The organism is Cupriavidus sp. SW-Y-13 (genome assembly GCF_009793345.1).
GTDB lineage: Bacteria > Pseudomonadota > Gammaproteobacteria > Burkholderiales > Burkholderiaceae > Cupriavidus.
Window position 1 is genome coordinate 2,505,745 of record NZ_WHLX01000002.1, and the last position, 25,837, is coordinate 2,531,581.

Below are 25,837 nucleotides of genomic sequence, written 5' to 3' on the forward strand. Positions count from 1 at the left end.
ACTACAAAGCACATACCGTGAAGCGCAATCTAGTTCGGGTGGGTCTGATGGCCGCCGCATGCATCCTTACCTCCATGGCTCACGCAGAGGTTATCAAGCCCATCAAGGACTCGCGTGCCGACATCGGCGGTGCGATATTCAAGCAGCCGGATGTGAAGGTGGAGCGTGCTCCGGATGGCTCGGTGTCGGCGGATGCGCAGCGCTACACCTCGACGGATGGCGCCTTTCAGACGGGGATGTACAAGTCCGGACCGTTCCGGGAAGAGATCGCTGCGAACCCCGGTTTTCCGTATGACGAGTTCCTGTATTTCGTCTCGGGCAGCGTCAAGCTGACGTCGTCGGATGGCTCGTCGATGACGGTTCGGGCTGGCGAATCCGTGACGATCCCGAAGGGATGGAGCGGGGTATTCGAGACCCAGGGCTATACCAAGATCTACGTGGTGTACGATGCCGCCGCGGTGAGCGAAGCAGCCAAAAAGTAGCGCAAGAAGTCAGTCAGCAACGCCGCCGTTTGCCACGACCCGGATCAGCATTTGGCGGAACATGGCGATCTCTTCGGGGCTGAATCCCGCGAAGCCCCTGTGTGTGACGTCGATGAACACCGACGGAAGCCTCTGGACGATTGCATGGCCTTCATCGGTCAGCGTGAGATGCACCATGCGGCGGTCGGCCTCGCCGCGGCTACGCGTGATGAGGCCGCGCCGCTCCATGCGATCGACCAGGCGCGTCACGGCGCCGGCATCGATGTCCAGCCGCCGGGAGAGTTCGGTAGGTGTCGTGGAGTGGCCATTCGCCAGCATCATGAGGCAGCACGCCTGCGCATGCGTCAATCCCATATGGCTGGCTCCCTGCTCCACGTACTGGGACAGCGTGTTCTTCGCGCGAACGAGCAGATAGGCAATATTGCCGCTCAGGTCAAAGTCACCGGCATCGATCAGGCTGCGCGGGACTGTGGGCAAATCTGTCAATGCGTGGCCTTTGCGCAAGTGGCCTGTTCATGGGGCTGCGATGCCGTGGCGTTGGCCTGACGCGCGGCTGCCCGGGCGCGCTCGATCACTGTCCAGTCCGGGCCGGCGAAGGCCGAGATCGACAAGCTGGCGAACGCCAGTGCAATGAGAACCTTCATGAGTCGCATATCTGGAATGTTGAGGGTGCCGATGTGAGGCGAGATTGTGGCGCCCGTAGTGGTTGCGAGCCACCCACGGACGTTCATAGCTGTTATTGCGTTTCTACATGTCCTGCCGGGCGCAAAGCATCTGGACGCTTCGACGCGTTGGGCTGGCCGTGGTCGCTCACGTTCCAACCTCCACCTAGTGCCCGATACAGCGACACGCTGGCTGCCAACTGGCGCCGATGAATGGATTCCAGCGCGCGCAGGTTATCGAGCGTGGTGGCTTGCACGACACTGACATCAAGATATGCAACGGCTCCCAGACGATAGCGTTCGGTCACCTGCTGGAGCGCGCGCTCCGATGCCGCCACCGCCGTCTCCTGGCTTCTGGATTCATCGGCGAGAATCCTGAGGGCGGCGTAGTTGTCCTCCACGTCTTGCACGGCCTTCAAGACTGTGTCGCGATAGTCGGCCGCACTGGCATCGAATTGCGCCCGCGCGCTGTCCACCCCTGCTTCACGCTTGCCGCCGTCGAACAGCGTTGCAGCCAAAGCCGGGCCCACGGCCCAGAAGCGGCTCGGGGCGGTTAGCCAACCCGCAAGGCCGGAACTCTCCAGGCCGCCGTTGAGATTCAACATCAGGGTAGGGAAGAACGCTGCGCGCGCCACGCCGATCTGCGCATTGGCCGCCGCCACGCGTCGCTCTGCTGCGGCGATGTCGGGCCTGCGTTGCAGCAGCGTGGCGGGCACCGCATCGGGCGTGGGTGGAACCTGAAAGCGCTGTCGGTCGTTCTCGTCCGGTACGGAGAAGGACGTTGCAGGCTCCCCGACCAGTGTGGCCAGCGCATGAAGAAGCTGTGTGCGCGCCAACTGTGCGTCCGCCAGTTTGGTTCGAGTGGTTTCCAACTGGCTGCGCGCCTGATCTACGTCCGATTCCGCAGTGATGCCGCCGCGATATCGGTTCTCTGTCAGTTGCAGCACGGCTTCATAGGTGGCTATCGTCCGCTGCAACAATGCCGCTTCCCTGTCGAGTGAGCGAATACCGAAGTACTCGATGGCGATTTCTGCCTGCAAGGCCAGGCGCACCGCAGCCACGTCATCCACACTGGCTTGCTCGCGGTCCTTCGCTGCATCCACGTTCCGTCCGATGCGACCGAACAGGTCGGGCTCCCAACTCGCGCCTAGTCCCAGCAGATGATCCGGGGTAGTCCGTCCAGCCAGCGAATGGCCCAGCACGTTGGCAGACAGATGTGTGCTTGTGACGCTAGCCCCGGCGCCTATCGTAGGGAAGTAATCCGCTCTCGCCGCTGCAACCTGCGCGCGCGCATCGTGCAGCAGGGCGATCGACTTCATCAATGTCGGACTGCCGGCGTCGATGCGTGCGATCAGGGTGTTCAACGTCTCATCCTGATATGCCTTCCACCAGTCTTGCGTGATGACCTGATGGACGGTATTGCCCGCCTCGCGATACGCGGATGGCATTGGCATGTCGGGCGCGTGATACGGAGCCGACGCGCAACCCGCCAGCACGACGCAGGCCAGCAGTATCGAGACCCCCTTCATGCCGGTGCTCCCTTGGCCTTGACGGCGGATGCGACGCGGACAGTCGCGCCAGCCACCAGTCCATCTCCAGGGTTCGTCACAAGTCTTTCGTTTCCCTGCAGTCCGGCAAGGATCTCGACGTGAGAGCCGTAATCGCGACCGAGCGTTACGCGGCGTGTGGCCAACCGGTCCTGATCGTCGACGATCAGGACCGCTGCGCCATCCTTGCCGAACCTCAGCGTGTTGGCCGGCACATCCAGCCCGGCATGCGGATTGGCGATGACGAGGTGCACCTCTGCATAGGTGCCCGGCAGTATTTCCACCTCCTGGCTGTCTACGTCCAGTTCCACGCGCAAGCTGCGTGTGACAGGATTGATCGCGCCAGCCGTGCGCGCCACGGTTGCCGGGTAGCGCTTCGCGGGTGATTGCGGCAACGTCAGCCACGCCTTGGTGCCGGGTTCCAGTGCTGCGCTGATGTCCTGTGGCACCTCGGCATAGACGCGCAGCCGTGACCCTGCCGACAGGTGGAAGAGTTCGGGGCCTTGGCCCGTACCGCTTCCGGCATCCACCAATGCCCCCGTGTCCACGTTGCGCTGCGTGACCACGCCGTCAAACGGCGCGCGAATCTGCGCGAAGCTGGTCAGTTGCGCAAGTCGGGCCGTGTTGGAGTGGGCGGCGCTCAAGAGGGCCGCCTTGGCGTTCATGTCGGCAACCTTCTGGTCGGTATCCTGCTGCGCCACGGAGTTCGTCGCCTGCAGGGCCTTCCATCGCAGCGCGGTAGTCCGGGCAAGGTCATACTCGGCCGATGCCGTGGCCTCGGCGGCGCGTGCCTGGCGGAGCTGGTCGGCAATCTCGGGCACGTCGATGTCTGCAAGCAACTGACCTGCCTTGACCGGCGCACCGATATCCACGTACCAACGGCGCAGGTATCCGCTCACGCGTGCGTGGATGGCGGTGTCCTCGTAGGCGCGGACGTCGGCGGGAAGCACGATGTCGTAAGCCTGCGCCCCATTGCGAGGCGCCACCACATTGACGATCGGTATCTGCGTTGCCTGAACGCGTTCCTGCAAGACCTTCTGTCCGTGCAAGCGTGGCACAAGACCGACAGTCAATGCCGCCGCAGCAGCCAGTGCCATGACAAGCAGCGCAAGCAGGCGCCCACGGGAGCGGCGCATTGGCGTGGTATGCGTTTCCAGCGCGCTTTCGGAAGGGTCTTGCTGCGGCTGTTCAGACGCGGAGCCAGATTGGGGCGAACTCATGCCGTGCCTTCATGAAGGTTGGGAGAAGCTGCGGGGCGCGAGCGCGCTGCCATCCAGCCATGCAGCGCAGCGAACAGCACCGGTACAAGCACCAGCGTGGCAGTCGTGCCGAAGGCGAGTCCGCCGATGACCGTACGGCCCAACGGGGCGTTCTGCGCGCCGGCTCCACTGGAGCCCAATGCCATGGGGACCATGCCGAACAACATCGCCAACGCGGTCATGGCAACGGGGCGGAAGCGGCTGAATCCCGCCTCGAAAGCCGCGTCCCGCGCCGATTTGCCGGCAGCGAGCAGGCCCCGAGCATGACTGATGACGAGAATGCTGTTGGCGGTGGCTATGCCGACGCAGATGATGGCCCCCGTCATTGCGGGAACGCTGATAGTGGTGTGCGTGGCAAAGAGTATCCACGCCATGCCGGATAGCGCCACCGGAAGGGCTCCGACAATCGTCAACGGATCGAGCCACGACTGGAAATTGACGACCATCAGCAGATAGACCAGCACGATTGCGATGGCCAGGCCAGTCAGCAGCCCGCTGAACGATGTGTGCATGGTTTGCACCTGGCCTCGCACGATGATCTCCGAGCCGGCCGGCAGATGAGGCCGCGCCTGATCGACAATGCGCTGCACATCGGCAGCCACACCTCCGAGGTCTCGTCCTCTCACTGCGCCAAAGATATCGAGTACGGGCTGGACGTTGTAGTGCGAGACGACGCCCTGCTGCGAATACCGCCTCACGCTGCCCAGCTGGCCGATTTCACCTGCCCCGCCTTGCTGGGGCGCATTGACCCCCAGGCGGACGGGAATGTTCGATAGCGTCTGGAGGGAATCCATCGCGTACTGCGGTACGGACACGGCAACCGGATAGCTGACGCCATTCTTCGGATTCAGCCAGAAGTTTGGCGAAGTCTGACCGCTGCCGGACAACGCGATCAGCAGGTTCTGCGCCACCTCCCGTTGCGTCAGGCCGGCTTGCAACGCCCGCGTCCGGTCTACGTCGATGGCCAGGGCGGGTTGGTCCGCCGGCTGCTGAAGACGAAGATCGGCCAGCCCCGGCACCGTCGCCAGGTTGCGCAGCAAGGAGTCCGCAACCTGCCGGTTGCCATCCACGTCATTGCCAACGATCTGGATGTCGATCGGTGCGGGCAGCCCGAAGTTCAGGATCTGGCTCACCATGTCTGCGGGCAGGAACGCGAAGCTCACACCTGGGAAGGATGTCTGCAGCGCAGCGTCGAGACGTTCCACGAGTGCTGCGGAAGAACCGGCGCCGGGTTTCAGGGAAACAAGAATCTCGGCATCGCCCGTGCCGATGGGCAGCGAGGAGTCGTAGGTGAGATTGATGCCGCTTACCGGCAATCCAATGTTGTCGACGATGCCGCCGACATTGCCGGGCCCGGCAATGCGGCGTATCTCGTTCTCGACTTCATCGGCGATACGCGCCGTCTCTTCGATGCGCGTGCCAGTGCGGACGCGCATATGCAGTCGAAGCTCTCCGCTATCGATGGCCGGGAAGAAATCCTGTCCGAGAAACGGCACGAGCGTCATCGAGCCCGCACACAGCAATGCGAATGCCAGCGCGGTACGGCGCGGCGCGGCCAGTGCGGCCGACAGCATCGCGGAATAGGCGCTCCGCACGCGCTCGAATGCCGCTTCAAAGCGCTGGTGTGCGACATCGAACCAGTAGGCAGGGCCCCGGGTAGCTGCGGGGCCGCGGCCTTCGCCACGCAGAAGATAGTGCGCCAACGTGGGAATCAGCGTGCGTGACAGGAAGTACGAGGCCATCATGGCGAACACGACGGCTTCGGCCAGCGGTACGAAGAGATAGCGCGCCACGCCGCTAAGCAGGAACATCGGCAGGAACACGATGCAGATACACATCGTGGAAACCAGCGTGGGAAGTGCGATCTCGCCGGACCCGTCCAGGATGGCCTGCTCCAGCGGCTTGCCCTGTTCCCGATGATGCGCAACGTTCTCGATGGCCACCGTCGCGTCATCCACCAGCACGCCCACGGCAAGCGCCAGTCCGCCGAGCGTCATGATGTTCAGGGTCTGGCCGAAAGCGGCGAGGGCGATCAATGCCGCAAGGACCGATAGCGGGATCGTGATCGCGATGATCAGCGTCGCGCGCCAGCTTCCAAGAAAAAGCAGGATCATCGTCGCTGTCAGGCAAGCCGCGACCAGCGCCTCGTGCAGCACGCCGTCGATTGCGGATGTCACGAAGACCGACTGGTCCGATAGCGGCTGCACTTCAAGGGACTTTGGCAATCCCGCCGTGATGTGGGGAAGCAAGGCCCGGATCTGGGCCACGACGGTCAGCGTCGAGGCACTGCCCGTTTTCTCGATCTCCAGCAGGGCGGAACGCAAGCCGTTGTGACGGACGACGTTGGTCTGCGGCGCATAGCCATCGTGTACTTGCGCCACGTCGCGCACAAAGATGGTGCCATCGGGCCCGGAGCGGACCGGAAGGTCGTTGAGCGCCGCAACGGTCTGCGTGCTCCCGTTCAGGTCCACGCGATACTCGAGCGTGCCAATCTTCGCTGTGCCACCCGGCAACACCAGGTTCTGGGCATTCACAGCGTTGACCACGTCAAGCGGTGAGAGGCCGCGCGCCTGCAATGCGGGCACGTTCAGGTCGACGGTGACCTCGCGCACCTTGCCACCGTACGGAAGTGGAACAGAGGCGCCTTCCACTGTCGCAAGCTGCGTGCGGATAAAGCTGTTGCCAAGGTCGTAGAGTTCCTGCTCGGGCAATGTGGTGCTGCCCAGGGCGAGTCGCAGGATCGGCACCGTCGAGGCGTTGTAGCTCAGCACCAGCGGGGGCGTGGCGCCCGGGGGCATCTGTTTCAAGATCGATTGTGCGCCTGCGGTGGCTTGCGTAATGGCCCGGTTGATGTCGGCACCGGGATGGAAGAACACCTTGATAACCGCTACGCCCGCCAATGACTGCGACTCGATGTGCTCGATATTGTCGACATCCGTGGTCAGGGAGCGCTCGTAAGGCGTCACGATGCGTTGCGCCATGTCCTGCGCCGAGAGCCCGTTGTAGTTCCAGACCACGCTCACTACAGGGATATCGATCGCGGGAAAGATATCCGTTGGCATGCGCAGGACGGCCAGCGTTCCGCCCAGCATGAGCAGGATCGCGAGAACGATGAAGGTATAGGGCCGACGCAAGGCGAGCCTGACGATCCACATGCCTGTTTTATCCGGTTGGGGGACTTCCGTGAAGATTCGCGAAGTCTAGGGATACCGCGTGGGGGCGTTTAGCAGCCAGATCGCAGGGCTTTTCAAATGCCACTTCGATACGACAGAATCTCCGGGCATGTACGATACGCAAGCGGTTGATCCGCAACCTGCGTCATCCTCAATCCTTTGCCCCACCCAGCCCATGGACAAGTTGCTCGCCCTGAAAATGTTTGTCGAGACCGTCGATGCCAAGGGTTTCTCTGCGGCAGCGCGACGCATGAACCTGGCGACCTCGTCGGTCACGCGGGCGCTCGACGGCCTGGAAAGCGACCTGGGCGCAGTGCTGTTGAACCGTTCGACACGCCAGGTCACGGTGACGGAAGCCGGTGCGAGCTACTACCAGCACGCGCGGCAGATACTGGAGGCGGTGGAAGAGGCCGACGCGCTGATCGCGGACCGTGGCGAGGCGCCGGTGGGTCAGTTGCGCGTATCGCTACCGGTCGCATTCGGCCGGTGTTGCGTGTCGCCCTATCTCGGTGCGTGGATGGCGCAGCATCCTCGGCTGGAAGTCGAAGTCCAGCTCACCGACGAGATTGTGGATCTGCTGGATGCACGCGTGGACGTGTCGGTCAGGCTGGGTAGCGCTGCCACTTACGACAATGTCGTGGCAAGGGAAGTGGGGCGGTTTCGCCGGCTGGTGGTGGCAAGCCCGAAATACCTCGACCAGCATGCGGCGATAGCGGAGCCTGCCGACTTGCTCGATCACTGCTGCCTGCGCTTCAGCTTTGGACGCCGCGATCAGGTCTGGACGTTTCGCCAGGACGCGCACAAGGTGGTGGTGCCCGTCAACGGCAGCCTTCGCAGCAACAACATCGAAGTGTTGAGGGATGCGGTGCTGGCGGGCCTGGGCGTGGGATTGCTGCCAGACTGGCTTGTGCAGGATGACATTGCCGAGGGCAGGCTGGTGACGTTGCTCGCGTCGTGGGACGTGACACCCAACGATTCGAGTTCGGTCATTACGGCGCTCTATCTTCCGAATCATCGCGGATCGCGCCGCGTGGCCACGTTCCTTGAGTTCCTGTCGTCGCTGCCGGGGCCGACCGGCCAGGCAAGGCCCACTGCGGAATAAGCAGCGGTCAATCCACCCATTGCCCTGCGCGCAACGCTGTCTTGCGCCGTGTTGCGATTCCCGCAACGTCGCCTGACGACTAACCTCCGGTCATTCCCTTTCAGGAACCGGAGCCATGTCTACCCAAGCCTCTCCCTCCCCCGCTGGCAATGTGACGGTGTCGCCGATGTCACCCGCGCTCGTCGCGCTGTTCTCGCTCTGCGCCGGCGTCCTGGTGGCCAACCTCTACTATGCCCAGCCAATTATCGAGCTGATCGCCCCAGCGATCGGACTCTCTACCGACCGCGCGAGCGTCATCGTTTCGCTGACGCAGATTGGATACGCGGTCGGGCTTTTCTTCCTCGTGCCGCTCGCCGATCTGCTGGAGAACCGCCGCTTGCTGGCCATTAGCGGAGTGGCCGCCGCTGTCAGCCTCGCGGGTGCGGCCTTGTCGTCGCAGCCGAGTGTCTTCCTGCTGGTCTCGCTGCTGCTGGGGCTCAGTTCTGTGAGCGTACAGATCCTGATTCCCCTTGCCGCCCACCTCGCGCCGGAGGCGCTGCGTGGCCGCACCGTAGGTACGATCATGGGCGGCCTGCTGTCGGGCATCCTGCTGTCGCGCCCGCTTTCGAGCATGGCGGCGCAATGGCTGGGCTGGCGCGCGGTATTCGTGATCGCAGCGGCCCTGACGTTGCTGACCGTCGGGATCATCGTGATGACCCTGCCGCGCCGTGTGCCGCAACATCGCGCCACCTATGGCAGCTTGCTGGCGTCGCTTTGGCATCTGCTCGCCCGCTATGCGCTGCTGCGTCAGCGCGCGCTGTTCCAGGGTCTTCTGTTCGCGGCGTTCAGCCTGTTCTGGACCGCGGTGCCGCTGGAACTGGCTGGGCAACATGGCCTGTCGCAATCGCAAATCGGTTTGTTCGCACTGGTCGGTGCGCTGGGTGCCGTGGCCGCGCCCATTGCTGGACGCCTGGCGGATGCAGGACACACACGCATCGCCTCGCTTGCGGCAATGACCGTTGCGGCACTGAGTTTCCTGCCGGGACTGACAAGCGGTAGCGGTGCGGTGATTGGCCTTGCGTTCACGGGCATCCTGCTCGACTTTGCCGTGCAGATGAACATGGTGCTGGGGCAGCGGACTATCTACGCACTGGATGCGGCGAGCCGTGGGCGCCTGAACGCGCTCTATATGACGGCCATCTTTGTGGGCGGTGCCGCAGGTTCCGCGCTGGCCAGCTCGCTCTACACGCACTTCGGCTGGCACGGCATTGTCGTGGCAGGCGGCAGCATGGCGCTGCTTTCACTGGCGGCGTTTAGCGCGACGTCGCGCCGTTGAATCGAGTCGGATACGGTATGCCTTTGGGATGCATCCCTAGGGCATATCGCTGCATCGCGCTTCCGGACAACGCCAGCGATTTCTGAATCGCACACCGCACTGAGCCCGTGCACAGACCGCCAAGGGATTGGTTTATCCGAGCCCATACCATGGTGTCAGCCGTGCTCCACCACGTGCCAGTTGTCCGCCTTCCCCGTGTTTTCTACGATTGCCGCAACCCACAGAAGAGATGGCGGAGGTCCACCACATGTTGTCCAGATTCCGATGGAAGCCCATCGTCATTACCGGCGCGGCCGTTGCCGTGGTCGGCATAGCCGTGGCGGCATGGCTGATGTGGGAGCCGGCCATCGCGCCGATCCAGCCGCCCGCACCCTCAACCATCGACCGCGAACTCGCACTACGCGGCGCACGCGTGGTGGCACTGGGCGATTGCGCGGTCTGCCACACCGCACCAGGTGGCAAGTCCTATGCGGGTGGCCTGCCGCTGGCCACGCCGTTTGGCACGCTGTACACCACCAACATCACGCCCGATGCGGAGACGGGCATCGGCACGTGGTCGCTCGACGCATTCAAGCGTGCGCTGCGTCGTGGCATTGCGCGCGACGGTCACCAGCTTTATCCCGCGTTTCCGTATGTGCACTACACGCGCATGTCCGATGACGACATCGCTGCGGCATATGCCTTCCTGATGCGGCGCGATCCCGTTGTTGCCAAGGCGCCGGACAACGACCTGATGTTCCCGCTGAACTTCCGGCCGCTCGTCGCGTTCTGGAACGTGCTGTTTCTACGCACGGGTCCCGAAGCGCCAGATACCACGCAGAGCGCCGCATGGAATCGCGGGCGTGAACTCGTGACCGGACTCGGCCATTGCGCAGCGTGCCACAGCCCGCTCAATCCGATTGGCGCGGAAAGCTGGGGCAAGTCCTTGCACGGCGGCGTGGTCGATGGTTGGGTCGCGCCTTCGCTGGTGTCGCTGGCGAATGCACGCGCACCATGGACCGAGGCCGACCTTGTGACGTACCTGCGCACCGGCATGTCGGCGCGCCACGGTGCGGCGGCGGGTCCGATGCTGCCCGTCACGCAAGAGTTGGCCACGGTGCCGCTGGCCGATGTGCAGGCCATGGCCACCTACCTGTTCTCGCTGCAGCAGCCCGTGGAGCATCCGGCCGCTACCACTTCAACAGATGCCGACAGGCAATCCATCGCACGTGGTGCGGTGCTGTTCAACGGCGCGTGTGCGTCGTGCCATGGCGACAAGTCACCGATGCAGAGCGTGGGCGACCGCCCGAGCCTGTCCACCAGCAGCGCGGTGCTGGCCAGCACGCCGCGCAACGTGATCCAGATGATGTTGCTCGGCGTGCCATGGCAGGGCGAGCAGCCCATGCACTACATGCCCGCGTTCGGCGAGTCGCTGGACGATGCGCAGATCGCCGATCTGGCGATGTACCTGCGCGCCACCTATACGACGCTATCGCCGTGGCAGAACGTGCCGCAGGCGGTGGCGGATATCCGCAAGGGAGATGCATCGCGATGATCCAGCTCACAGTTAACGGCGTCAGCCACACCCTCGATATCGACCCGGCCACGCCGCTGCTCTACGCCTTGCGCGAAGACCTGGGGCTGAACGGCGCGAAGTTTGGCTGCGGCATGGGCCAGTGCGGCGCATGCACGGTCATCGTCGATGGCAACCCCACGTTCTCGTGCGTGACACCGGTTGCGGCCATCGGCAAGCGTCCCGTGCGCACGATCGAAAGCCTCGGCACGGCGGAGAAGCCGGGCCCCTTGCAGAAGGCATTCATCGATCATCAGGCTGCGCAGTGCGGCTACTGCATCGCCGGCATGGTGATGCGCGCGCAGGCGTTGCTCGACCGCAATCCGCATCCCACCGATGCAGAGATCCGCGCGCACATGGAGCCGAACCTGTGCCGCTGCGGCACGCATATGCGCATCCTTGCTGCCATCCGGGCGGCATCGGGTGCAGCAAGTGGTGGTACAGCCGGGGCAGCGCGATGAGCCACGACGAACAGATCGACAATCCCGGCCGCCGTGCCTTCATGGTGTCGGGCGCGCTCGTCGTCGGCTTCTCGCTGGTGCCGGGGCACGAGGCACTGGCGCAGATGGTGCTTGCCGACGAAGGCGCGGCGGTAACCGTGGGCCGTGAATACACGAAGCTCGCCGGCAGCCTCAAGACGAATCCGTATCTCGATGCATGGATCCAGGTGGCGCCGGACAACCATGTCACGGTCTACACCGGCAAGGTGGAACTCGGCACCGGCATCCGAACCGCGTTATGGCAGGTGGCTGCCGAGGAACTGCAGATCGCGCCGCATCGCATGACGTTCCTGACCGCCGACACCGCGCACTCGCCCGACGAAGGGTTGACCGCCGGCAGCCATACCATGGCCGATAGCGGCAGCGCCTTGCTCAACGCCGCCGCACAGGTGCGCGGGCTGATGGTCGATGCCGCCGCGCGTACATGGCGTGTGGATCCATCTACGCTCAAGACGAGCGATGCGCGCATCGTCGCAGCGGATGGACGCGCGCTGACCTTTGCGGAACTGCTGCCGCGCGTGAACCTGCATGTAGTGGCTACGCCTACGTCGCCGTTGCGCGATCCGTCGACGTTCACGGTGATCGGCACGCCGATGCATCGCGTGGACATTCCGGGCAAGGTCACGGGCGGACCGAGTTATGTGCAGGACATGAAGCTGCCCGGCATGGTGCATGCGCGCGTGGTGCTGCCCGCAGCGTATGGCGCGCAGTTGCTCTCCGTGGATGAGACCGCCGCACGGGCCACGCCAGGCTTTGTCGCCATCGTCCGCGACGGCAACATGCTGGCCGTGGTGGCGCGCCGCGAATGGCAGGCCGTGCTCGCGCAGCGCGCGCTGTCGGCGGGCTGCCGATGGGGGCCGGGGCGCACGCTACCTGCGCCCGATCAGGTCAACGCGCAGCTCAAGCAGATCAGCACGGAACACATCGTCATCGCCAATCAACGCGCGCCGATGGCGCCTGCGGTGAAGACGCTCTCCGCCACGTACGCCAAGCACTATCTGATGCATGGCTCGATTGGACCATCGTGCGCCGTCGGCTATCTCGACGATGGCATGCTCACTGTCTGGACGCATTCGCAGGGTGTTTATCCGCTGCGCGACGGCCTGGCGGAAATGCTGTCGATGCCCAAGGAAAAGATCCGCTGCGTGCATGTGGAGGGCTCGGGCTGCTATGGCCATAACCCCGCCGACGATGCCGCCGCACATGCCGCGCTGCTGGCCCGCGCGCTGCCCGGTCAACCGGTACGCGTGCAGTGGATGCGCGATCAGGAAAACCTCTGGGACCACTTCACGCCTGCGATGGTCACGCAGGTCAAGGCGTCGCTCTCGGCGGACGGCACCATCGTCGATTGGGACTATGCGTTGTGGAGCAGTTCGCACAACGAGCGCGTGGTCAACGCAGGGCGCCTGCTTCCTGCCACCTTGCTTGCCAAGCCCTTCACGCCCGCGCCGTCCACGCCGATGTTGCAGCCCGAAGGCGGTGGGGATCGCAACGCGATTCCGCTCTATCGGCTGCCGACCAGCCACATCGTCAACAACTTCTCGCCGACGATGCCTTTGCGCACCTCGGCCATGCGCTCGCTGGGCGCGCACATGAACGTGTTCACGATCGAGACCTTCATGGACGATCTCGCGCATTCGGCCGGTATCGACCCCGTGCCGTTCCGCATCCGCCATATGGACGATCCGCGCGCGCTCGACGTGATCCGCCTCGCCGCACAGCGCTTTGGCTGGCCGCGCCCCGCGCGCAAGCCAGGACACGGCGTGGGCTTTGCATTCGGCAAGTACAAGAACCTGATGGCGTATGTGGCGATGGCCGTGGAGGTATCGGTCGAGCGCGACACCGGTCAGGTGAAGCTCGAACGTGCCGAAGTGGCGGTGGACTGCGGGCAGATCGTCAATCCCGATGGCGTGCGCAACCAGATCGAGGGCGGCATCCTGCAGGCGGCAAGCTGGAGTCTCTACGAACAGCTTCGCTTCGATCCGCAGGGCATCCGCAGTTTCGACTGGGGCACATACCCGATCCTGCGGTTCTCGGCGGTGCCCGCGCAGGTCAACGTACACCTGATCGACCGTCCCGGCATGCCGTTCCTGGGCGTGGCCGAAGCAGCGATGGGTCCGACGGCGGGCGCCATCGGCAATGCACTGTTCGATGCCACGGGTCACCGTCTGCGCGACATGCCGCTGGCGGGTGAGCGGCTGAAGAACCTGATCGCTCCCTAGTTACCGCGAGGCGCCTTCACGGCGCTCTTTCCCCCACATCCTGGAGATTCTCATGGACCGTACGCTTTCGCTGTTCTCGCCAATCACGATTGGATCGCTCCAGTTGCCGAACCGCATTGCCATGGCACCGTTGACCCGGTCGCGGGCAGGTCAGCCCGGCAACGTGCCCACCGCGCTGAACGTCGAGTACTACCGGCAGCGCGCATCGGCTGGATTGATTATTTCCGAAGCCACGCAGATTTCGCCGCAGGGGCAGGGATATGCGTGGACCCCCGGCATCTATTCGCTTGAACAGATTGCCGGGTGGCGTGCCGTGTCCAAGGCGGTGCATGAAGCCGGTGGCCGGATGTTCCTGCAACTCTGGCATGTCGGGCGCGTGTCGCATCCGTCGTTCCAGCCCGGCGGTGCACTGCCTGTCGCGCCCAGCGCGCTACCCGTTCCGGGAAAGACGTTCATCGTCGATGAGGAAGGCAAGGGCGTGTGGGGCGATGTGCCGACGCCGCAGGCGTTGACCCTCGAAGGCATTGCGGCCATCGTGGAGGACTACCGTTATGCGGCCCGCAACGCGATCGAAGCGGGCATGGATGGCGTGGAGATCCACGCGGGAAATGGCTACCTGCTGGACCAGTTCATCAATTCGAACAGCAACCATCGCGACGACGCCTATGGTGGCAGTCTGGAGCATCGGGCACGCCTGCTGCTGGAGGTGGTGGAAGCGGTGTCGAACGAGATTGGCGCGTCGCGCGTTGGCGTTCGGCTGACGCCGATGGGTCGCTTCATGGGCATGGGCGACGAGACGCCGATGCAGACATTCGGTTACATCGCGCGGCGTCTCAATGAGTGGTCGCTGGCCTATCTGCACCTGGTGGAACCCGCGATGGTCGGCAACGTCCGGGACGAGGCCAACGATCCACGGTGGGACGAGATGATCCTGTCGATGCGCGAAGCGTGGCACGGTGTCCTCATCCTCGCAGGTGGCTACGATGGCAAGACGGGGCAGGAGGCGTTGGCCTCGGGGCGGGCCGACATCATCGCGTTTGGCCGTCCGTTCATTGCCAACCCGGATCTTCCTGCACGAATCCGCCTGGCCGCCTCGCTGAATGCACCTGACCCGGCAACATTCTTCGGCGGCGGTGCCGTGGGCTATACGGACTACAAGGCACTTGCGTAGGGCAGGTGCTACCCGCGCAGCTTCTTCATCGCCGCTGGTGCACCGTACAGGAACAGGTCGACCTTTTGCCGGATTAACGCATCGAGGTCGGCCGGTACCTTCAGGCCATAAACCCACTTGCGCACGCCGATATAGAAAATCGCCGCGTGCAGGCTCCAGATCATCTCGATCTCGGCATCCGTCTCCGCCGTGCTACGGGGCGCAGCGATGCCGAAAGCCTCGCGCACTTCGGCCAGCACCGGCAGGAAGACCTTGGTGCGCAGCTTGCTGAGATACTTGTTGTTGATGCCTTCGTGCGTCAGGCCGGCAAAGATGAAGAGGCGAATCCATTCCTCGCGCAGTATCACCGAGGAGTAGTCGAGATAGAAGGCATGGAGCCGTTCGGTCAGCGGCAGCGAGCGGTCTGCGATCTGCCGCTCCCAGTCAGGACGCCACTGGAAGACTTCGTTGTAGACCCGCTCGATCAACGCATCCTTGCTTTCGAAGTACCGGTAGAGCAGGGGCTGTGTGACGCCGATCTGCCGCGCCAGTTCGCGCGTGCTGCCGCCGAAGCCGTTGCGCGTGAAGTGCTCGATCGCCTTCTCGACGATCTGCTGCTCGCGCTCCTCGGGCAACAGCCGTCGCGTGGATTTTGCGGAGACCTCGGGTTCGGTGGAAGTGGCGCGTGACTCCATGGCTGTCTCTGTGGTCCTGCTGTCCTGTAATCCGCCGATTCTACCAATCACCCGATAAATGGGAACAGGGCCGCAGTCTTTTGCAGACCGCAGCCCTCATGCAAACGCTGGAACGCGGCTCAGCTTCCCGATTTCGCGATGATGCCCAGTTCACAGTCCACGCGCTGGTTCTGGTAGGCACTGCGCTCCCAGGCGCCGCGCGCCGAGCGATCCGTCACCGAGAACACGTAGATGCCGATGAACGCCACCAGCATCGAGAACAGCGCCGGGTACTCATACGGATAGATGGCCGAGGCGTGGCCCAATACCTGCACCCAGACGGTCGGGCTCAGGATGGTCAGCACCACCGCCGTGACGAGGCCCATCGTGCCGCCCACCACCGCGCCGCGTGTCGTGAGCCCACGCCAGTAGATCGACAGCAGGAGCACCGGGAAGTTGGAACTCGCGGCAATCGAGAACGTCAGGCTGACGATGAACGCGATGGTCTGCTTCTCGAACAGGATGCCCAGCAAGATCGACAGCACACCGAGCACCAACGTGGTGATGCGAGAGACCCGCATCTCGTCCTTGTCGGACGCCTGTCCCTTGCGAATCACCGTGGCATACAGGTCATGCGAGATGGCAGAAGATCCGGCCAGCGTCAGCCCTGCCACCACGGCCAGAATCGTGGAGAACGCTACCGCGCAGATGAATCCGAGGAACACGTTGCCACCGACTGCATGCGCGAGATGCACCGCCACCATGTTGAGGCCGCCGATGATCGCGCCGTTGCTGTTGTGATAGAGCGGGTCCTGCGACACCAGTGCAATGGTGCCGAATCCGATCACGATGATCAGCGCGTAACCCGTGCCGACGATGCCGGTGGCGTACAGCACGCTCTTTCGCGCGGCCTTCACGTTGTTCACCGTGAAGAAGCGCATCAGGATGTGCGGCAGGCCCGCCGTGCCGAAGATCAGCGCGAGGCCGAGCGATACCGCCGATACGGGATCGGAGACCAGGCCGCCGGGGCGCATGATGGCTTCGTGCTTGCCATGGGCGGTGATGGCGTGATCGAACAGGTTGTTCAGGCTGAACCCGAAGCGGCTCATCACCATGAAGGCCATGAACGCGCAACCGGCCAGCAGCATCACGGCCTTGATGATCTGGATCCACGTGGTGGCCAGCATGCCGCCAAAGAACACGTAGACCACCATCAGCACGCCGACGAGTACGACCGCCGAGGTGTAGTTGAATCCGAACAGCAGTTCCACCAGCTTGCCGGCACCCACCATTTGCGAGACCAGATAGAGCAGCACGATCACGATGGAGCTGGACGCCGAGAACGCACGGATGGGCCGTTGCTTGAGCCGGTACGACAGCACATCGGCCAGCGTATAGCGTCCGAGGTTACGCAGTGGCTCCGCAATCAGGAACAGGATGATCGGCCAGCTTGCGAGAAAGCCGATCGAGTAGATCAATCCGTCGTAGCCGCTGGTGAACACCAGTGCCGAGATGCCGAGCAACGAGGCGGCGGACATGTAGTCGCCCGCGATGGCCCAGCCATTCTGCATCGCGGTGATCTTGCCGCCTGCTGCATAGTGGTCCGCCACGCTGTTGTTGCGCCGCGCGGCCCACTTCGTGATGGCGAGTGTGGCGACGACGAACACCAGGAACATCCCGATGGCGATGACATTGAGACCTTGACCGACGGCCGGGGTGGCGGCGAGGACAGGGGTCGCCAACCCCATGGTGATGGCGGCGCAGAGGATGCGGCTCATGATTGCACTCCGGCGCGGACATTGTCGATCATGCGGTCATAGACCGTATTGGTGCGATAGACATACACCGCAACCAGCGCAAACGTGAAGGCGAACATGCCGAAGCCGACCGGAATGCCGACGCTCATCGGCTGCCCGGCAACGAGTGGGATGGCCAACAGGTCGGGACGGAACGCCAGCGTCAGGATAAAGCCGAAGTACGCAATCAGCATGATCGCAGTCAGCGTCCACGAAAAGCGTCGGCGAGCGCTGTGCAGCGTCTGGAAGTCGGCGCGCGCAAGCATTGGATGTGGAACGAACGGCGGGTTCGCATCGTCGGCGTCAGTGCCGTAGTGGGTGCCGGCCGAGATGGCGTGGGGGGCGACTTGAGGCATGTTGTCTCCTTATGTTCTGTCTGGATGCTTAGAACCGGCGTGACACGGCGGTCTCGCGCATGACCGCTTCCGGCGTACGGTAGCGCTCGGCCAAGGCACGGTCCTCGTCACTCTTCAGTTGCGCCTGCATGTAGGCGCCAAGGTGTCGCGCATGCTCCACGATGGCCCGGCCCACCTGTACCCGCTCCGCGCTGTATGCATCGAGACCTGTTTCGACGGTAGCGTTGCCTTCCAATGCGCGGACCAGCGCGATGGCGTCGCCAGCCGCTTTCGTGACACCCATGCCGCAGTGCGGACGCGCTACGAAGGCGGCATCGCCCAGCAAGGCAACGCGGCCGAATGACATCCGCGACACGGTCAGGTCGTATATGGGCTGGAACAGCGGCTGTGCCGTGCGTGCCACCACTTCGGCGAATTGCGGCGCGAGCAGGTCGGTAGCGGCGCTTTCCATATCGGCGATGACATCAGGACGGATCAGGCCAGGCGGGATGCCAGTCGACCAGCACTTGCCATGGGCATCGGTCAACAGGTTCGCCAGCTCGTCTTCGCTCGTCGCCCGATACCAGACGTAGTTGTAGCGGCGCGCGCCAGCAGCCGTACTGTTGTGCTCGCCCGCCACGGGATAGCCGAGAATCTGTTCGCGCGGCGGCAGGCAGAATGCGAATTTGTCGAAGATCGCCGCATGCGTGGGCGGGGTCAGGTCGCCCTCATTGACGAGCCCGCGCCACGCGATATACCCCGCATATTCAAGGCGCGCGTCGGGCAGCAGTTGCTCGCGCACGCTGGAGCGGAACCCATCGGCGGCAATCACCATGTCCGCGCGATGCGTCGAACCATCGGCAAGCGTGACCTCGGCATGGTCGGCGTACGATGCGACGCGCATGACATGGGCACCAGTGCGATAGATGCCGGTGAATGCCTTGCCGAGAACTTCGTACATCTTGCCCCAGCCCGTCAGTGTCTGCGGCATTTGCCTTTGCGAGACGGTGCTGCCGTCCAGTGCAAGCGTGATCCGCGTATTGACGGACACGCCGATGCTGTCATCGACTTCCACGCCTGCGGCGGCCAACGCTTCGAACAGCTCGGGATGCGTGACGATGCCTGCGCCACGGCCTGTGAGCGCCTCGGGCGTGCGTTCCAATATCTCGACGTTCCAACCGCTGCGCGACAGCAGGTTGGCGGCGAACAATCCACCTACCGAGCCGCCAATCACGATGGCCTTGCGCTGCGAGGTTTGCACTGCGCTCATGCTGTTACTCCTGCTTGGTGCTGGTCTTGCGCGGGCGGGGTAAGGGCCGCCACTTCCTCGGCCGGATAGTTGAGTTCGATGGTGACGCCCGAGGGGTCTTCGATGAACACCTGATGCAGCCCGAGACTGGGCACGGTGCGGTCGCGCCACGGGATGCCTTCGGTGCGAAGGGTGGTCCACATCCGGGCGACGCCGGTGGCGAGGAAGGCGATGTGGTCTACCGTTCCCGTACCGGCGGCGGGCAATGCCTTGTCACCGAGATATGCAGACAGCCCGGACGGATTGTTCGGGTCGATGCCGATGATGTGCACGGTCCCGAAATCGCGCTCGTCGTCGCCCATGTAGAGCCACGCGCCGGGAAAATCGAAAGGCGGCCGGTAGCCGCGCCGGAACCCGAGCACCCGTTCGTAGAACGCGCAGGAACGCTCCAGATCGTGCGTGCGGACCGAGTAGTGGGCCAGTTTCGTGAGTCCCATGTTTGCCTCCTTCTGATGATTATCGATCGATAAGTGATCATGTGATAAATCATAGGGAGAACGTCGGCGTTAGCCAAGCGGGTCGTGACTGGTATTTACCCTAGGGGTGTTTCGGTGCATGGAAAAAAATGAAGGCTGCATCCATACCGGCGTGCAGCCTTCATTCCGGAGAACCGGCATCCAACGATTGCGGATTCTGGTTTCTTCTTGCTCGATTTGGCTTAGCGCTCGATCACCGGCGCATGCACCGGAGCAATCGACTCATGCGTCGTCTGCGTGCGTTGCGCGGCCTTGTGCACCATCGTGTAGGCGTAGTCGATGCCCATGCCGTAGGCGCCCGAGTGTTCCTTGGCCAGGCTCGTCACGGCGTCGTACGTTTCCTTGTTCTTCCAGTCACGCTGCCATTCGAGCAGCACTTGTTGCCACGTCACCGGCACCACGCCAGCCTGGATCATGCGTTGCATCGCATAGTCGTGCGCTTCCTTGGTGGTGCCGCCGGAGGCATCGGCCACCATGTAGATCTCGTAGTCACCTTCGAGCATGGCGCACAGGGCAAACGTGGTGTTGCAGACTTCGGTCCACAGACCGGCGACGACGATTTTCTTGCGGCCGTTCGCGGCCAGTGCGTCGCGCACCTTCTGGTCATCCCAGGAATTCATCGAAGTGCGTTCGAGCGTTTCCTTGCCGGGGAACACGTCGAGCAGTTCGGGGTAGGTATAGCCGGAGAACGATTCGCTCTCGACGGTGGTAATCGTGGTCGGCACGTCGAAGATCTTGGCTGCCTTGGCCAGGCCCACGACGTTGTTCTTCATGGTCTGGCGGTCCATCGACTGCACACCGAAGGCCATTTGCGGCTGATGGTCGATGAAGATCAGTTGGCTATTGCGCGGGGTCAGGACTTCCAGCTTGGCGTTGTTGGCGTTCGACATGGTGATTCTCCGGAATAAAAGGTATTCAATAAGTTTGAGGTTTTATCGGGCAGCGCTGGCTTGGCTTCGTTGCGTTGCTGCGCTGTCCATGGGTTGAACTATAGCGGTGGCCCCGCCGTAGAAAAACGGGGGTTCGCTGTCATAGTTGTTCAAATTTATTGAATCGATAGGAAGGGGCTAATTCATCGCGCAATTCTTCGGCACGGGATCAGAGATATTCGACGTTGCCATCGACACTGATGGCCTGTCCGGAAACGTTGTGTGCAGCGGGCGATGCCAGGAACAGCGTCATGGCTGCGATGTCTTCCACGGTCACCATGCGGCGCAGCGAGATTTTCTGGAGATACTGTTCGCGCATCGCGTCGAAGCCGATACTGAGCGATTCGGCTCTCGCTGCGATGACGCGGTCCATGCGCTCGCCTTGCACCACGCCGGGCAGGATGGCGTTGACGCGGACATTGCTGGGTCCGAGTTCGATGGCCAGTGATTTCACCATGCCGACAATGGCCCATTTTGTTGCGGCGTAGGGCGTACGGTAGGCGTATCCGAGACGGCCTGCGACGGACGACATGGCGATGATGCCGGGGCAGTCCGAGGTCTGCTTCATCAGCGGTACCACCCCGCGCACAAAGTTGAACTGGCTGTTCAGGTTCGTTGTGACGGTGCGTTCCCACTCCAGTGGATCGATAGTTTCGACGCCACCGGTGGGCCCGGCAATGCCCGCGTTGTTGACGAGAATATCGATCCCGCCCAGCCTGGCGCCGGCATCGGCCACGATGCTTTCAACGTCCTCCCGTTTGCCGACATCGGCGATGCCCGTGTGCAACGTGCGGTTCGCCGCTTTCAGCGATTCGAGCGCGGCGCCGTCGACGTCGCAGACGTAGACGTTGGCCTCGGCCTGGAGAAAGGCTTCGGCGATGCCGGCACCGATGCCGGAGCCGCCGCCCGTGATTAGCACACGCAGACCAGGGCGTGGCCGTAGCAGTGCCAGTGCGTTCATATGTGTCTCCTCATGTTGTAGGGCACGCAATCAGAGCGTCATGCCACCGGATGCTTCGATGACGGCGCCGTTGATATAGCTTGCGTCAGGGCTGGCAAGGAAGGCGTAGATATTAGCGATTTCTTCCGGCTTTCCCAATCTACGCAACGGCACCTGATGGCGCATCTTTTCCAGGACCTCGTCGGGCACGGTGGACAGGATGGGCGTCTCGATGAAGCCCGGCGCCACGGCGTTCACGCGGATGCCCTTCGGCCCCAGTTCGCGGCTCCAGGTCTTGGTGAAGCCGATGACGCCAAACTTGGCGGCGGCGTAGTTTGTCTGACCGAAATTGCCATAGAGGCCCACCACGGAACTGGCATTGAGGATGACGCCCGAACCGCGCTCCACCATGCCGTCCACCACCGCCTGCGTGACATGGAATACGCCGCGGAGATTGACGTCGATGACGTCATCGAACTGCTGGGTCGTCATCTTTTGGAGCTTGGCATCGCGCGTAATGCCGGCGTTGTTCACCAGGATATCCACGCGTCCGAACTGGGCGACCACTTCTGCAACCATGTCGGATACGGCGGCGGGATTCGCCACGTCCAGGCCGAATCCGATGGCGGTCGCGCCGTCTTCCCGACAGGCAGCGACCACCTCGCCCACGGCATCCTGCTTGAGGTCGCATAGCACGACAATGGCGCCTTCCTGCGCAAACTTGCGGGCCGTTGCCGCGCCAATTCCCTGTGCCGCGCCCGTGATGATCGCGACCTGTCCTGCTAGCTTCATGACTGCCTCTCTTGTGTGCTGCTTGCTAAGTTTCAGGCGTTAGCCTTGGTGATCGTGCGTGACCCGGAGTTATGCAGTTCCGCCGCCGCGTCGCCGGAAGCCACCGGGTGGCCTTCGGTCCGGATGGCGCGGGCGAGCATCGGAATCAGGATGAGGCCCAGTACTGCGGCAGCCAGGATCACGTAGAAGCCGCTGGAACTCTTGCCGGTCGCGGTCTCGGCGAGGCCAAACAGATAGGGACCGACAAATCCGCCGAGCAGACCGATGGTATTGATGAACGCCAGCCCGGCGGCCGCCTGAACGCCGTGCAGACGCTTCATGGCGATGGACCAGTAGGACGGCAACACGCCGCCGCCGAAGAATCCTGCCGCTGCCAGCAGTGCGATCTGCGCGGTCTCATTCGACGTGGAGATAAATGCGGAAGCTGCCACGACCACTCCCATGGTCAGGATGCCGAGGTAGACACAGTCGCTGTGCATCCGGCGATGGATGCGCGGCAGCAGCAAGACGCCAATCAGAAAACCAAAGCCCACGCTGCTCGACAGGATGGCGATCAGCACCGGAGACTTCACGTTCATCTGCGAGACGATGGAGGGCGTGAAGAAGTACAGCCCCACAAACGCAATCTGGTTCAGAAAGTAAATCAGGCTGATGCAGAGCGTGGTGGGTCTCTTGAGCGCCGACACCCAGTCGCCGGAGAACAGATGGGCGTGGCCATGCGCGTCGATCACGGCGTGCGCCTCCAGCGAACGGCTTTCCTCGGGCGTCAGCCATTTCACATCGGTCGGGCGATCCGGCAGGATGAAGTAGAGCATGCAGCCGATCAACACCGTGGGCAGCCCTTCGAGCAGGAACATCCATTGCCATCCATGCAGTCCGCCAAGACCATCCAGTTGCATCAGGCCGATGCCGATGGGATTGCCAATGATGAGCGCCACCGCCGGGGCCGTATAGATCCAGCCGACCGCAACCGCGCGATCCTTGGGCGCGAACCACAGCGTGACCATATACATCAGCGCCGGGAACAGGCCCGCTTCCGCGATGCCAAGCAGCACACGCAGCGCATAGAACGACCATTCCCCCTGCACGAACATCATGCCCGCCGACAATGCGCCCCAGGTGACCGCGATGCGCGCGATCCAGCGGCGCGGTCCGATGCGATGCGCGATGAGGTTGCTGGGCACTTCCAGCAGTGCGTAGCCCAGGAAGAAAATGCCGGCGCCCAGCCCATACGCGGCGGCGCTGATGCCGAGGTCTGCCGCGAGATGGGCCTTGGCCAGCGCCACATTGGTTCGATCGATGAACGAGAGGAAGTAGATCCCGCACAGGATCGGGATGAGTCGCAGCATGGCTTTGCGCGTGGCGCGCGCATGCAGGCCATCGGCACTGCGCTCAGCGGTGTTCGTTGTCATGAGTTGTCTCCGGTGTGGATCCCATGGCTTTTGTTGTTATGGCCGGATGCTGGTAGCAGGCGTCCGGCCTTGCGCATGGGACGATAGAAATGAAGCGGGATGATTAGAACGAAACGGCGTCCCTGCCTTTGAGGCACAGCATTTGCCGCGCCTCGGCGGGCGTGGCGATTTCGAAGGAAAGCTCTTCCAGGATTCGCCGGATCTTGCGCACCTGTTCCGCATTGCTTTTCGCCTTTACGCCCTTGGATAGGTAGACACTGTCCTCGAGCCCCACGCGAACGTTCCCACCCAGGATGGCGCCCATGGTGACGAGCGGCATCTGGTGGCGGCCTGCGCCGAGTATCGAGAAGTGATAGTTCTCGCGGCCGAAAAGCCTGTCGGCCGTGGCACGCATCAGGGACAGGTTCTCGGGGTCGGCGCCGATACCACCCAGGATGCCGAACACAGACTGGATGAAGAACGGCGGCTTGATCAGGCCCGCGTCGATGAAGTGGGCGAGGTTGTAAAGGTGGCCCACGTCGTAGCACTCGAATTCGAAGCGTGTGCCGTGGTCGCGGAACTCGGTCAGGATGTTCTTGATGTCCCGAAACGTGTTGCGGAAGATCATGTCCTCCATGCCTTCGACGTATTCCTTTTCCCAATCGAAGCGCCATGACGTCATCTTCTCGGCAACCGGATGCAGCGAGAAGTTCATCGAACCCATGTTCAGCGAGCACATCTCCGGGCGGGCGACGCGCGCATAGGCCAGTCGCTCGTCGAGTGACATGCGCGTGCTGCCGCCCGTGGAAATGTTGATGACCGCGTCGGTTTCACGCGCGATATCGGGCACGAACTCCCGGAAGACTTCCGGTTTCGGGGTGGGGCGGCCGTCGGATGGGTTGCGCGCGTGCAGATGCAGGATGGCGGCCCCGGCTTGCGCGGCTTCCAGTGCTTGGGCACGGATCTCGGCAGGTGTGATGGGGAGGTATTCCGACATCGACGGTACATGTGCCGAGCCCGTCACGGCGCAGGAAATGATGACTTTGCGGTTGCTGCTCAAGGCTTGTCTCCAGTGTCCTTCGGGCGGCGCCAGTCCGCGCTCGCCCGAATCTTGTGATACGGATAGTAGTGAGATAGGATGCGCCCCGTAAGGTCATTTCCGGACAAGAGGGAGTCCTTGCAGGACAAACTGGAACAAAGCCGTGACGTCGAAACTATCGCTTCCCAATGAGCGCGTGCACGCGCCGTACAAGATCGCGGCATTGGTCGAGGTGCTGGCCGAGCAAGGCATCGAACCCGTCGACAGTTTGAAAGGGTCCGGCATCGAACCGGATGAGATCTACGATGCCGCGGTGCTGACTTCCGTGCGACAGTACGCCGCCGTCTGCAGCAATGCCGTGGCCTTGTCGTCCGACCCTGCGACACCTTTCCGGACGGGGTCCCGGCTGCATCTCTCCGCCTACGGGATGTATGGATACGCGCTGATGTCGTGCCTGTCGCTGCGCGACTATTTCAGGCTCGGGGTCAAATACCACCGACTTGCCACGCCGACGTTGACCATCGCCTGGACGGAATATCCAGACCGGGGTGTGTGGACGTTCCCCGATGCCTTCGCGTCGAATCAATCCCGTGAGGTCCAGCAGTTCCTGCTGGAGCAGCAGTTCACGCAGCACGTCACGCACTTGCAGGACGTGGCCGGGAAGAGTTGCCCGCCTGTGCAGGCGAACTTCTCGTACCCGGCGCCGCCCCATGCTGCGGTCTACGCCGAATATCTGTGCTGCCCTTGTGCCTTCGACCAGGAAGTTTGCGAACTCATCTACGACAGCACGATCCTCGACCAGAAGCCGCAGCTAGCGCATCGGCATACTGCGGCAGTCTTGCAGGAAACCTGCGACCGGCTGATCGGGCAAGCCAAGACATCGCTTGGCGCATCGGGGGAGGTCTACCAGTTCCTGATGCGAAGCCCCGGAGAGTTTCCGTCGATGGAGGCGGTTGCCAGCGCATTCAATATGACGAGCCGGACATTGCGTCGACGGCTCGATGCGGAAGGCACTTCATTTGTCGCCATCGTCGATGACGTCCGGCGTTCGCTGGCGACGGAATACCTGAAGACGACCAGGATGAGCGGCGACGATATCGCGATGCTGCTGGGCTTCAGCGACACCGCGAATTTTCGTCGCGCGCTCAAGCGCTGGACGGGAAAGAGCCTGACTGAACTGCGCGGACCCTGA

Annotated in this window: 23 protein-coding genes; 8 read left to right on the forward strand and 15 right to left on the reverse strand. The window is 63.1% G+C overall.

Annotated features, from left to right (window positions below; genetic code table 11):
* Positions 1-17 precede the first annotated feature (17 nt).
* Positions 18-482 carry a cupin domain-containing protein gene (locus GA566_RS26670; protein ID WP_370459356.1) on the forward strand — a complete coding sequence of 155 codons (465 nt, stop codon included), beginning with the start codon at positions 18-20 and terminating at the stop codon, positions 480-482.
* A 9-nt stretch (positions 483-491) separates the two neighbouring features.
* Here GA566_RS26670 and GA566_RS26675 read toward each other — a convergent pair whose 3' ends face one another.
* From GA566_RS26675 to GA566_RS26695, 5 genes are all read right to left on the reverse strand, one after another.
* Entirely contained in the window at positions 492-959 is a 468-nt protein-coding gene (locus tag GA566_RS26675; RefSeq protein WP_237380687.1) for a MarR family winged helix-turn-helix transcriptional regulator, read from the reverse strand.
* A 5-nt stretch (positions 960-964) separates the two neighbouring features.
* A complete protein-coding gene (locus GA566_RS26680) occupies positions 965-1,126 on the reverse strand; it encodes a hypothetical protein (protein WP_160474512.1) in 162 nt (53 codons plus the stop codon).
* 92 nt (positions 1,127-1,218) lie between these two features.
* Positions 1,219-2,673, reverse strand: coding sequence for an efflux transporter outer membrane subunit (locus GA566_RS26685; RefSeq protein ID WP_160474513.1), 1,455 nt, complete (start codon positions 2,671-2,673; stop codon positions 1,219-1,221).
* On the reverse strand, positions 2,670-3,911 hold the full coding sequence (locus GA566_RS26690) for an efflux RND transporter periplasmic adaptor subunit (protein WP_370459357.1): 1,242 nt from the start codon (positions 3,909-3,911) through the stop codon (positions 2,670-2,672). The genes GA566_RS26685 and GA566_RS26690 overlap by 4 nt, the downstream gene beginning before the upstream one ends.
* Entirely contained in the window at positions 3,908-7,105 is a 3,198-nt protein-coding gene (locus tag GA566_RS26695; RefSeq protein ID WP_160474514.1) for an efflux RND transporter permease subunit, read from the reverse strand. The genes GA566_RS26690 and GA566_RS26695 overlap by 4 nt, the downstream gene beginning before the upstream one ends.
* Before the next feature lie 193 nt (positions 7,106-7,298).
* Between GA566_RS26695 and GA566_RS26700 the strand changes: the two genes are divergently transcribed.
* The 6 genes from GA566_RS26700 (at position 7,299) to GA566_RS26725 (ending at position 14,985) form a co-directional block, all read left to right on the forward strand.
* Positions 7,299-8,225: a LysR family transcriptional regulator gene (locus GA566_RS26700; protein ID WP_160474515.1), complete on the forward strand. Its 927-nt coding sequence runs from the start codon at positions 7,299-7,301 to the stop codon at positions 8,223-8,225.
* Positions 8,226-8,340: 115 nt separating this feature from the next.
* Entirely contained in the window at positions 8,341-9,540 is a 1,200-nt protein-coding gene (locus GA566_RS26705; protein ID WP_202126871.1) for an MFS transporter, read from the forward strand.
* Between the two features lie 247 nt (positions 9,541-9,787).
* Positions 9,788-11,074, forward strand: coding sequence for a cytochrome c (locus tag GA566_RS26710; protein WP_160474516.1), 1,287 nt, complete (start codon positions 9,788-9,790; stop codon positions 11,072-11,074).
* On the forward strand, positions 11,071-11,553 hold the full coding sequence (locus GA566_RS26715; RefSeq protein ID WP_160474517.1) for a (2Fe-2S)-binding protein: 483 nt from the start codon (positions 11,071-11,073) through the stop codon (positions 11,551-11,553). The genes GA566_RS26710 and GA566_RS26715 overlap by 4 nt, the downstream gene beginning before the upstream one ends.
* Positions 11,550-13,814 (forward strand): molybdopterin cofactor-binding domain-containing protein, encoded by a 2,265-nt coding sequence (locus GA566_RS26720; RefSeq protein ID WP_160474518.1) that lies wholly within the window; start codon positions 11,550-11,552, stop codon positions 13,812-13,814. The genes GA566_RS26715 and GA566_RS26720 overlap by 4 nt, the downstream gene beginning before the upstream one ends.
* A gap of 52 nt (positions 13,815-13,866) precedes the next feature.
* Positions 13,867-14,985, forward strand: a complete 1,119-nt coding sequence (locus tag GA566_RS26725; RefSeq protein ID WP_160474519.1) for an alkene reductase — start codon at positions 13,867-13,869, stop codon at positions 14,983-14,985.
* Positions 14,986-14,993: 8 nt separating this feature from the next.
* On the opposite strand, the gene GA566_RS26730 is transcribed toward GA566_RS26725, so the two are convergent.
* The 10 genes from GA566_RS26730 to GA566_RS26775 form a co-directional block, all read right to left on the reverse strand.
* Entirely contained in the window at positions 14,994-15,659 is a 666-nt protein-coding gene (locus GA566_RS26730) for a TetR/AcrR family transcriptional regulator (RefSeq protein ID WP_202126872.1), read from the reverse strand.
* A 119-nt stretch (positions 15,660-15,778) separates the two neighbouring features.
* On the reverse strand, positions 15,779-17,416 hold the full coding sequence (locus GA566_RS26735) for a cation acetate symporter (RefSeq protein WP_160474520.1): 1,638 nt from the start codon (positions 17,414-17,416) through the stop codon (positions 15,779-15,781).
* Positions 17,413-17,790, reverse strand: a complete 378-nt coding sequence (locus GA566_RS26740; protein WP_160474521.1) for a DUF485 domain-containing protein — start codon at positions 17,788-17,790, stop codon at positions 17,413-17,415. The genes GA566_RS26735 and GA566_RS26740 overlap by 4 nt, the downstream gene beginning before the upstream one ends.
* A 28-nt stretch (positions 17,791-17,818) precedes the next feature.
* Complete coding sequence (locus GA566_RS26745; protein ID WP_160474522.1) at positions 17,819-19,039, reverse strand: FAD binding domain-containing protein; 1,221 nt, start codon at positions 19,037-19,039, stop codon at positions 17,819-17,821.
* A complete protein-coding gene (locus tag GA566_RS26750) occupies positions 19,036-19,515 on the reverse strand; it encodes a VOC family protein (RefSeq protein WP_160474523.1) in 480 nt (159 codons plus the stop codon). Before GA566_RS26750 ends, GA566_RS26745 begins: the two co-directional genes overlap by 4 nt.
* A 221-nt stretch (positions 19,516-19,736) precedes the next feature.
* Complete coding sequence (locus GA566_RS26755) at positions 19,737-20,444, reverse strand: hydrolase (RefSeq protein WP_137925613.1); 708 nt, start codon at positions 20,442-20,444, stop codon at positions 19,737-19,739.
* 208 nt (positions 20,445-20,652) lie between these two features.
* Complete coding sequence (locus GA566_RS26760) at positions 20,653-21,444, reverse strand: SDR family oxidoreductase (protein ID WP_160474524.1); 792 nt, start codon at positions 21,442-21,444, stop codon at positions 20,653-20,655.
* A gap of 30 nt (positions 21,445-21,474) precedes the next feature.
* On the reverse strand, positions 21,475-22,215 hold the full coding sequence (gene fabG / locus GA566_RS26765; protein WP_160474525.1) for a 3-oxoacyl-ACP reductase FabG: 741 nt from the start codon (positions 22,213-22,215) through the stop codon (positions 21,475-21,477).
* A 32-nt stretch (positions 22,216-22,247) separates the two neighbouring features.
* Positions 22,248-23,627, reverse strand: coding sequence for an MFS transporter (locus GA566_RS26770; RefSeq protein WP_237380689.1), 1,380 nt, complete (start codon positions 23,625-23,627; stop codon positions 22,248-22,250).
* Between the two features lie 103 nt (positions 23,628-23,730).
* Complete coding sequence (locus GA566_RS26775; protein WP_137926614.1) at positions 23,731-24,666, reverse strand: 3-keto-5-aminohexanoate cleavage protein; 936 nt, start codon at positions 24,664-24,666, stop codon at positions 23,731-23,733.
* Positions 24,667-24,808: 142 nt separating this feature from the next.
* On the opposite strand from GA566_RS26775, the gene GA566_RS26780 reads away from it, so the two are divergent.
* Entirely contained in the window at positions 24,809-25,837 is a 1,029-nt protein-coding gene (locus tag GA566_RS26780; RefSeq protein ID WP_160474526.1) for an AraC family transcriptional regulator, read from the forward strand.